The organism is Sulfobacillus harzensis (assembly GCF_012933365.1).
Taxonomy (GTDB): domain Bacteria; phylum Bacillota; class Sulfobacillia; order Sulfobacillales; family Sulfobacillaceae; genus Sulfobacillus_B; species Sulfobacillus_B harzensis.
This window is the reverse complement of the sequence record NZ_JABBVZ010000127.1, coordinates 1-8412: the sequence shown is the minus strand read 5'-3', so window position 1 is coordinate 8412 and position 8412 is coordinate 1. Positions and strand designations below refer to the sequence as shown.

12 protein-coding genes are annotated in these 8412 nt (G+C 58.6%); 4 read left to right on the top strand and 8 right to left on the bottom strand.

Features of this window, described 5'->3' with window-relative positions; genetic code table 11:
• Window positions 1–226 precede the first annotated feature (226 nt).
• Window positions 227–511, bottom strand: coding sequence for a hypothetical protein (locus HIJ39_RS20025; RefSeq protein WP_169102815.1), 285 nt, complete (start codon window positions 509–511; stop codon window positions 227–229).
• Window positions 512–552: 41 nt separating this feature from the next.
• On the bottom strand, window positions 553–1194 hold the full coding sequence (locus HIJ39_RS20020; protein WP_169102814.1) for a hypothetical protein: 642 nt from the start codon (window positions 1192–1194) through the stop codon (window positions 553–555).
• A 96-nt stretch (window positions 1195–1290) separates the two neighbouring features.
• On the opposite strand from HIJ39_RS20020, the gene HIJ39_RS20015 reads away from it, so the two are divergent.
• Window positions 1291–1902, top strand: coding sequence for a DUF3800 domain-containing protein (locus HIJ39_RS20015; protein WP_169102813.1), 612 nt, complete (start codon window positions 1291–1293; stop codon window positions 1900–1902).
• Window positions 1903–2228: 326 nt separating this feature from the next.
• Here the strand turns inward: HIJ39_RS20015 and HIJ39_RS20010 are convergent, their stop codons facing one another.
• From HIJ39_RS20010 to HIJ39_RS19995, 4 genes are all read right to left on the bottom strand, one after another.
• Entirely contained in the window at window positions 2229–3593 is a 1365-nt protein-coding gene (locus tag HIJ39_RS20010; protein ID WP_169102812.1) for a vWA domain-containing protein, read from the bottom strand.
• Between the two features lie 69 nt (window positions 3594–3662).
• On the bottom strand, window positions 3663–4829 hold the full coding sequence (locus tag HIJ39_RS20005) for an AAA family ATPase (RefSeq protein WP_207711808.1): 1167 nt from the start codon (window positions 4827–4829) through the stop codon (window positions 3663–3665).
• An 80-nt stretch (window positions 4830–4909) separates the two neighbouring features.
• A complete protein-coding gene (locus tag HIJ39_RS20000; protein WP_169102810.1) occupies window positions 4910–5386 on the bottom strand; it encodes a JAB domain-containing protein in 477 nt (158 codons plus the stop codon).
• Between the two features lies 1 nt (window position 5387).
• Window positions 5388–5636 carry a hypothetical protein gene (locus HIJ39_RS19995; protein WP_169102809.1) on the bottom strand — a complete coding sequence of 83 codons (249 nt, stop codon included), beginning with the start codon at window positions 5634–5636 and terminating at the stop codon, window positions 5388–5390.
• A gap of 262 nt (window positions 5637–5898) precedes the next feature.
• Between HIJ39_RS19995 and HIJ39_RS19990 the strand changes: the two genes are divergently transcribed.
• The gene (locus tag HIJ39_RS19990; protein WP_169102808.1) at window positions 5899–6120 is read left to right on the top strand and encodes a hypothetical protein; all 222 of its coding nucleotides are present in this window, start codon (window positions 5899–5901) and stop codon (window positions 6118–6120) included.
• Here HIJ39_RS19990 and HIJ39_RS19985 read toward each other — a convergent pair.
• Window positions 6117–6314 carry a hypothetical protein gene (locus HIJ39_RS19985; RefSeq protein WP_169102807.1) on the bottom strand — a complete coding sequence of 66 codons (198 nt, stop codon included), beginning with the start codon at window positions 6312–6314 and terminating at the stop codon, window positions 6117–6119. The two genes, HIJ39_RS19990 and HIJ39_RS19985, sit on opposite strands and share 4 nt — an antisense overlap.
• Before the next feature lie 66 nt (window positions 6315–6380).
• Complete coding sequence (locus tag HIJ39_RS19980) at window positions 6381–6716, bottom strand: hypothetical protein (protein WP_169102806.1); 336 nt, start codon at window positions 6714–6716, stop codon at window positions 6381–6383.
• Window positions 6717–6864: 148 nt separating this feature from the next.
• On the opposite strand from HIJ39_RS19980, the gene HIJ39_RS19975 reads away from it, so the two are divergent.
• Window positions 6865–7641, top strand: coding sequence for a hypothetical protein (locus tag HIJ39_RS19975; protein WP_169102805.1), 777 nt, complete (start codon window positions 6865–6867; stop codon window positions 7639–7641).
• A gap of 18 nt (window positions 7642–7659) precedes the next feature.
• Window positions 7660–7875, top strand: coding sequence for a hypothetical protein (locus HIJ39_RS19970; RefSeq protein WP_169102804.1), 216 nt, complete (start codon window positions 7660–7662; stop codon window positions 7873–7875).
• The last annotated feature ends 537 nt before the right edge of the window (window positions 7876–8412 follow it).

Genomic DNA, 8412 nt, shown 5'->3' with positions numbered 1-8412 from the left:
AAGGAATCCCAGAGGTTTAGCAGCGTATCCTCGGTCGCATCCCGTACGACGAGACCGTATTCAGTACCCACGTCTTCTCCCGCACCGTTGAGATAGCTAATCCGAACGTACTGGGCTTGGGCTTGGTTGCTCATGCTTGTCCCTCCTCATGGTGGAGCGTTCCCGACGCCCCGACGTCCGGAAATTACCGGCTCGCGTAATAAGTCGTCCGTCATCGTCGGGCCCACTAAACCTCAACCAGCTTTCCCAACAGCACACTGGCAATCGTATAGGCCGTCCATCGAGGAGGCGTCTCGTCTGTCGGAAGCAAAATCCGGTCGGCATTCCATCCGTCACAGTGCTCTTGGATGCCTTCGGGGTCGCGCATATCCCGGCCGGCGAAGTCCGCCAGAGCGAGGAGCGGAATATCCACGTGAGCATAGGCGGTCTTGTCGTAGCGACCGATCCACATCTCGGCCGTGTCGCCTTCCTGCTCGGTGTATGGAATCAGGATAATCACAACGTCGTTCAACTCCTCACCTCCCAACAGATAGAGGCGCCCGACGGGGCGCCTCAGATGTGCAAATCACACGCGACCGCTAAGGCATCGGGGTGCGCGAGCAACAGACGCTGGACTTCGTCGGCCCAGGCCTCGTCCTCTTTCTCGTTCGAGGTCATGCCCCACCAGCCCATGCGGCCCTTCTCATGCCATTGGCCGTCCGGCGTAACGATGGCAAAGGGCGCCTTGCCCTTAGCCGCTGCCGTCTTGGCCTTGAGCCGGTTGCTCCGGCTCAGCCATCCATCCCAGCGGCCGCCGATGGTCCACCAGTCCCATTGGGAATCCGGATTGTAGGTCGTCATGCGCTGGCCGGACCCGTGGCAATCCTCGCACTGGGGATCGGGCTTCCGATAAAGCGGGTGGGCTTGCTTGGTGCGATCCGCGACAGCGGTCCAATCGGCCGTCCATGTTTCCCAGGTCGGCCGCTCTTCTGCCGGCAAGTTCCGGTAGCGGGTCCGTAAGTCCTCCATCGGGGCGACCTCGCGGTCAGCCGCTTGCACCCCGGCATGGCGTGCGATTCCGCCAATGCAGTAGCAGTCGGTTTCATACGGCGCAACGGTGATCTCTTCGTTGTAGGGTGCCAGCAGGGATTCAACCGTTCCCTCGACGCCCTGCGAATCCTTAGGAACCAGCACAAACGTGACAAGGTGACTCATAATTACAGCCTCCCTCGTAAAGATGAGGAAGGTGTCGCGCCCCGAGACGGGGCGCATGTCTTGTTATAATGGCAAGCAACACGAAAGGTGGTCCGAATGTTAATCTTCATGGACGAATCAGGAGATACTGGATTTAAGTTGGGTCAAGGATCATCGGCTTATTTCGTCATCATGCTGGTATTGGTTAAGGACACTTCCCTTGCAGAAGCCATCCGGGAGGATATCGATATGCTCCGTCAGGACCTCCGATGGCAGAGAGAATTTCACTTCTCCAAGACACCAGATAATATCCGCGAAGTATTTTTGTCGATGACAGCTCGTCATCCAATCACGTTTCGTGCCATCGTGATCCCCAAAGGACTCATCTACACCGAGTTTCTCAAGACGAACAGCGATGCCTTCTATAATTACATCACCCGACTGGTGTTGGACCATGATGGCGGCGTCATCACGCAGGCCAAACTCTTCATTGACAAGAAAGGGAATAAACAATGGCGCAATGCCTTGGCGTCTTACTTGAGACGGTCTATGAGCGTGCATAACCAACATAAACTGCTGGCCATCAGGCAAAAGGATTGGAAGGAAAACACACTCATCCAACTGGCCGATATGTACAGCGGCGCCTTATACCGCAAGGTGACCCAGGGCGATGCACGCTTTTATCGGCTGATTCAGCATCAGAAACAAGATGTATGGGACTTCCGCTGAAGAATACAGGCCGCAAGGCTAGACCGATCGGCCACGCACACACACAGGGTGACTATTCGCCTTGGGGACTTGAAAAGAGCAAGCTTCAAGGCTAGACCGATCGGCCACGCACACACACAGGGTGACTATTCGCCTTGAAGCTTTCGGTAACTTGATAATACTACAATCGCGACAACCATTCAATGACACGTGTCGTTACTCGCCCCACTCGGGATTTTGCGGCACAAAAACCCCGCCGCGACGGACGGGGTTCTGGGTTATTTCTTAGCGTGGGACACTCAACCTACGAATAAGCGGGCTAAACCGGGGGCCAGCGCCCCCGCCTCCTACATCGCGACCAACTCGGCGAACACGTCGCCCGCCGCATTGTCGTCGGGACTCCCAGCCAAGCCCCAGACCCGATCCGACCAACCGAGCAATTCCTCCCCCACCCCGCCAATCAGAATAGAGAAGATGCGAAAGCCCCACGCTCGCTTCTTCGCCATCAGGTCGCGATAGAAGCCGTCGCCGACGCGGGAGGCCCCATCGGTAATGAACGTGATGTCCGCGTTCTTGAAGCGCTGGGTTTCCAGCTGATTCATCGCCCACGTCAGCGGGGGTTCGAAACTGGTCCCGCCGCTGGCGCCAACCTGCGCAAATTTCAGGATGTCCTGCGGCGACGCTTTCCCTTTGGGGAAGACGAACTCCGCCACTAGATCCCCGTTGAAGAAGACCCCGCCGAAGTCCCGCTTCTGTCGCCGCGCGGTATCCATCAAGCCCAAGCCCACCGCGGCCGCCCATTCCATGCGCGCGCCATGCATCGAGCCGGAGCAGTCAATGGCGCAGAGGATGGGGCCGCGCCCTTCCCGTTGAATGGGCCGCACGTCGTACTGGGCCAGTTGGCCTTCGAGAAACCGGCGGCCAAAGTCGAGCTGACGGAGCGGGTCATTTAGCGCCGAAATCTCGACCGGCAGGACCCGACTCAAGTCGTTACCCTGGGTGACGCGATAGAGCTTGTCGCGGAGGTGGCGGAGCGAGCCGCCCTGACGAGCCCGCGCTAGGTTGCGCAGGCGGCCAATCAAGTCCGCCACCTGGCGAAACTTCGGTTGCATCAAATCGTGCGCCATCGCCAACCGCTCCCCCAGCGGCATCGTTTGCAGTTGAGCGGCATCGAGACCCCAGCTAATCAGCTGACTCTGCAGGTCTTGGGCTTCGTCGCCGGCCGCTTGCATGGCCCGGCGCGTGGCTTTCGCCAGCGCCCCTTGGATTTGCGGTGGCGGCGGCGTCTTTTGCTGTATGGCCTGGTCAAGTTCCGGATTCGCCGCGATCTGTTCGGCGAATTTCTTGCCGGCCGCCAGCGTCGCGACGGCTGAGGCCAATTCGTCCAGCTGCGTTTGCGTGCGCGTCTGCTGCGTCGCCGGTTCCTGGAGAATCTGTTCGACATACGGGCGATTCTCGGCGCTGGCGGGATCCACCCGTTCCGGATCCCGCAAAGTGGGATTCATTTTGTAAAACACCTGAAATGTATCCTGCAAGAGCGCCGGAAAGGCCGGCCAGCGCTTGTGGGCTTGGATCAAGTCCTGAATCGCTTGGGATTTCTCGCTGACGTCCTCCCACGCGAATCGGTCGGCCCGGGGCCCGTCGATATGTTGCGGAGATCGTGGGGTGTCATCAAGAAAACGGTTTACGAACGACAGATCCTCGACACTCACGGGAATCGCCTCCTTTGTCCATGTGCCCGAAGGCGCGGCCGGGGGAGCGCCCCGGCCAGCCAGACGCGGCTAAACTTCGATTTCCTCTTTCATCCCGAGATGATTGACCATAATATCGTGATGCCACGCCTGGACCTGCGCCATGTTTTCGCGGATTTGTGCGGTAGACTTTCCGGCCTCTCGGGCTTTCTTGGCGATCGCGCCCAAGCGCTTGCCCGCGGTGTTGAGCAGCTGGCTCGCCTGGAGGATCGCCTCGTACTGATGCGCATCATTCTCCGCGTCTGGCGGGGCCCCAACGGCTTTTATATAGACATCCTTGGCGTCGTCAAGAATGTCCTGGGCCTCTTGGTCAAACGGGCTAATCAGGGTGAGCACCGCCTTCGCGACCGCGAGCCGCTGGTCGGGCTCATCCCAGAGCACATGCTGCAGAATCGTCACGTCGCCGGCATCGGCCACCGTGTGCCCATTCATCCAGGCGTTGGCCTGCACAATCCCGACGCTTTGCCGCCACCGGCGGTCCGACGCGATCACCCCGAGCTTCGCCAACTCGGTCCGAAGCTGTCCCAACAGCGGCAACACGCCCAACACATCGACCGTCTCGACGGCTTGTTGCGCCGCCTTCAAGTCGGAAAGCGTGATGGTCGTCTGCGCCGCCGGATGCGCCGGCGCTTGCAGTAACGCCGCGAACGATGCCGGGTCCTTCACATAGTCGACCACGTGGCGAATCAGAAACCGGTCCCAGAGTGCGCCCAGTTCCTCCCGGTCCTCCGGAAGCTCGTTGGACGCGCCCACCAGCATCTCGAGCGGCATCGGGATGGCTTGCCCATCGTTGAAGAAGATCCGCTCGTTCATGGCCGCGAGCAAGGTGTTTAAGATGGCCGACGAGGCCTTGAAGGTTTCATCGAGGTACGCGATCTCCGCCTCGGGCAACTTCCCAGTGGCAATCCGACGGTAGCGGTCTTGCTGAAGCCCTTGGAGCGAGATGGGGCCAAAGATTTCTTCGGGGGTCGACATCCGGGTCAACTGCCACTCGAAGAAGCGGCCCACAATGCGCTGACACAAGTCCCGCACCAACCGCGACTTGCCGGTTCCCGGCGGTCCCAAGAGAATCACGTGCTGCCGAGCCAAAAGGGCGACCAAGAGGCTGCGCACGACATCCGGACGCTCCAAGTGAGACTGATTCAACTCCCGTTCGATACTGAGAAATTGACCGTGCAAGGCGAGTGACAAACCCATCACATCCTTTGATTAGAATGAATAAAAAAAAGCCCCGCGGGGCGCGGGGCGGCATCAGGATAATCCGGGCGGAAGCTCCCTTAGCGAAATTCAGCCACAACCGACCGCGCCGAATGCGACACGCCCTGGGTCAGACTGACATAGGAGGAGCCATTGTCGCCAATCACCAGATGGTCCCAGAGCGGAATTCCCAGAAGATCGCCCGCTTCGATTAAGCGACGGGTGATGGCCCGATCTTGGCGACTGGGCTCGGGATCCCCCGAGGGATGGACATGTCCCACGATTATCGCAAAGGCGTTCATGGCGATGGCGAATTTAAAGACGTCGCGCGGGTGCACGTCAACGTTGTCCAGGGTACCGACGGCCGCTGTATGCAGCCCCGTCACGCGCCCCTTGGTGTCGAGCGTCAGGACCACGAAGTGTTCGCGATCCGCCCCTGCGAGATAGGCCGACAGAATGGCGGCGACGTCGCGCGGCTCGCGAATTTGCTTGGCCTCCGTTCGAAAATTGGCGTCACGAACCAGTTGCAGCCGATACACCGGAATAAAGACGGACATCCTAAGACTCCCCTTTCTGAAGAGCGTTGAGTTGCTGGCGAGCATCGTCCTGAATCTCGGCCCACACTGTTGAATCGGGCCCGTCGCTAGCAAGAATTTCGTATAGCGTGAGGTCCTCCAGTGACTCGACACCGCGGGCCAGCGCGGCCGACATCACGGTGGCGACTTCAGATAGATCATCAGATTCAAGGAAGTTCGCGTCCTCGGTCGTCGCCGTCACGACCAAGGCAAACACGCGCGTGCGGTTCATCGTTAAACACCTCCTCAAAAACGCCAACGGGGCTGTCTCAAAAGGCTTTGGCCCTAAAATTTTCTCCCACTTGACCCCTCAAAACAGGGAGGTACGTGAACAACTTCCTCCACTGCCCCGGGTAAAACGGACACATTTTAGGGACGGCATCACTGCTGACATACCTTTTGAGACAGCCCCGACGCCTGGCAATACGGTATGATGGAGTCAACGGCGAGGCCGTTCGGGGATCGACCCAACCCCACCGAGGAGGCGCACGACCATGAGAAAACGGCAGTGGGCCCAAGCTTTCGGGACCAACACGTGGCATCTGGCCTACGATCACTCGCCGACCTTGTGGACGGCCGAGTGCCGGGCGCTCACGACATTAAAATCCCCGTCCATCGTGCTTAAACGGAGCACCTTGCGTGTGAACCCCAAAGAGCCCGCATGTCGGCGATGCCTGCAAATCGCGGCAGCGTATGCTGCCGGACGTAGACACTAACCAGGGACCCCGCGTGCGGCGACCTCCAACAGCTCGCAGTATTCGGCACTGTGGATCCGATACAGGCGGCTCCGATAGACCCGCTCCCAGCGACCGGTACGGCGGGCTTCCGTAATCCGGTCGATGTCAGCCCGCGTGGTATGAATGGACTGACGACGACGGCGCATTTCCGTAAGAATCGCGTCAACGGTCATGGCATCTCACCTCGTAGACAAAAAAGGCCCTGCGGGTATCGCAGGGCCATGACGCCACGTTCGGGCTTATAAAATAGCCAATTGCTCAAGCGTCAACCCCTTGCGTGTCAACCATTCCGCTAGTTCGCCGCTCTTCCCCTGGCTGACCCGACCAAATGTAATTCGGAGGCGTTCGGGGGCCAGCCGCTCTAAAACCACCTCGGTCCAAATCCGATAATCAATACCGTCGAGTGGATAGCCAACGTTCTCCACATCCAGGGAGTCCACGAGCAGCAGTTGCAGTCGTTCGTCGGCATCTAGTGCGGCAAAGCAAAACAGCGGATTTCCAACAGAATTATCTTTTTCCAGTTCGGTCATCAAGGGGCGGTGCCCATCCTCACCATCGGCCCAGACCTCGAACATTTGTCGCATCATGTCGGGAATAAATCACAAGGGCTGGAAGGAATGGCTTTGTGGTTGCCGAACTCGGATAGGGTGGCGTCGGAGTAATTCGTTTATGCGCAGGAAAAAGGCGTCACGCGGTGAATTGAACCGCGAGGAGGAATGTGGAATGATTAAAAAGATCACGTCGACCATCGCGGCCCTGGCCGTGTTCACACTACCTATCTTAGCGGACGGCATATCGCAAGCGGCAGCGCTTCCCCGATCCCTACGGTTAGCGCCGGTTACGAGCATTCCCCAGCCGCCAGTAAATGCACCCGTGGTTGGCCCCGGGGCGGGCGCTCCGCCGTCGTCGTTTCCCTTGTCACTTACACAATTGCAAACCACCATTAACACCGTCAATGCGCACCTTGCCCAGGCACCCAACGGGACAGTCTCGGTATCGGTGCCCGTTCTCCGGCAAGCAGGCTTAACCGGTCCCGAAATCGCATGGACCCAACAGGCCATCCGGGCATATGATCAGAAAATAGCGTCCGGGCAAATTCGCCCCATTATCGGCGCCGCCAGGCCGTACAGTCTGGCCTCCACCCCGCAGGCGGCCATCACCTTGCGGCCCCTCAGCACCTATGGGTTAGATTACACCTGGTATATCGCTCGTACGCCGTATTGGTACACCGTATACTTTTGGTGGGGCAACTCGAAAATGGCGAACAATAGCGCGACCAAGAACTTGGTCCGAAATTTGAATGCGATCGCCTCAGGCGCCGGCATAGCGTCCCTGTTTTCCTGGGAGGGCTCGTGGATTGCGGGATTGGGATCGCTGGTCATCGGTGCCTACGCCAACCAGATCAGTTCGACGAATGCGCGGGGCGGCTATTATGGCGTCCATCTCAACTTCGTGCTGGGAAACCCGATTCCGGTGGGGATTTATGCTAATATACCGTAAACGCAGGGAGGGATGACCGTGAAAGGAACCATCGCATGGTCGTATGTGGTCATCTGGGCGGTCGTGGCAATTGGCGCGGCCTATTTCGGCGGGATGAATCTAATGCGGTGGAGCACCAATACCTCCTCAGGGCGAGTCCTGACGATTGTGATGGGGCTCGTCTGCATCGCTGCCGTCATTCGGCTGGGTAATGCGCTCGGGTGGTGGCGACTTCTGTACAGACCCCGTCACTAATCGCGACAGGTCAGCGGTCCGCTGTTCTTGGAAACCCGAAGAATTACCAAGAGATAAACCGTCGACGCTTCGGATCATAAAAAAGAGGCTGTCCCCAGCGGGCTAATCATTACCCACATCTTGGATAGCGCAAACGAACATGCGGAGTCTCATCTAAACGAGCTAATACTCTTTGGATGAGGCTCTTGCGAGTTTTTTGCCGGGTGCAAAGATGTTATTGGACTTGTCAACAGTTTGTTTTTGGGGACAAATATCAGCAGACGCCCAGAGGGAACACGCGCAGGCATTACGGCGTATTATGCCTGCCAACCACTACCAATTCCATGGATGCGGTACCCCATGTCCTGAGTGGCTCCTCCTGACTTACGCGGGCTCGTACACCCCAGATGTTGATCCGAGCTTCAGCGGGGGCCCCGCGAGGGGGCCGGGGGTTGGACCAATCTTTGCGTCAGACCCGTGGTCTAGTATAGCCATTCCTAAATAGCGTCCATGCTTTTTGCGTCCTCGGGCTTCCACTTCCAGCGAAACGGTACCGGA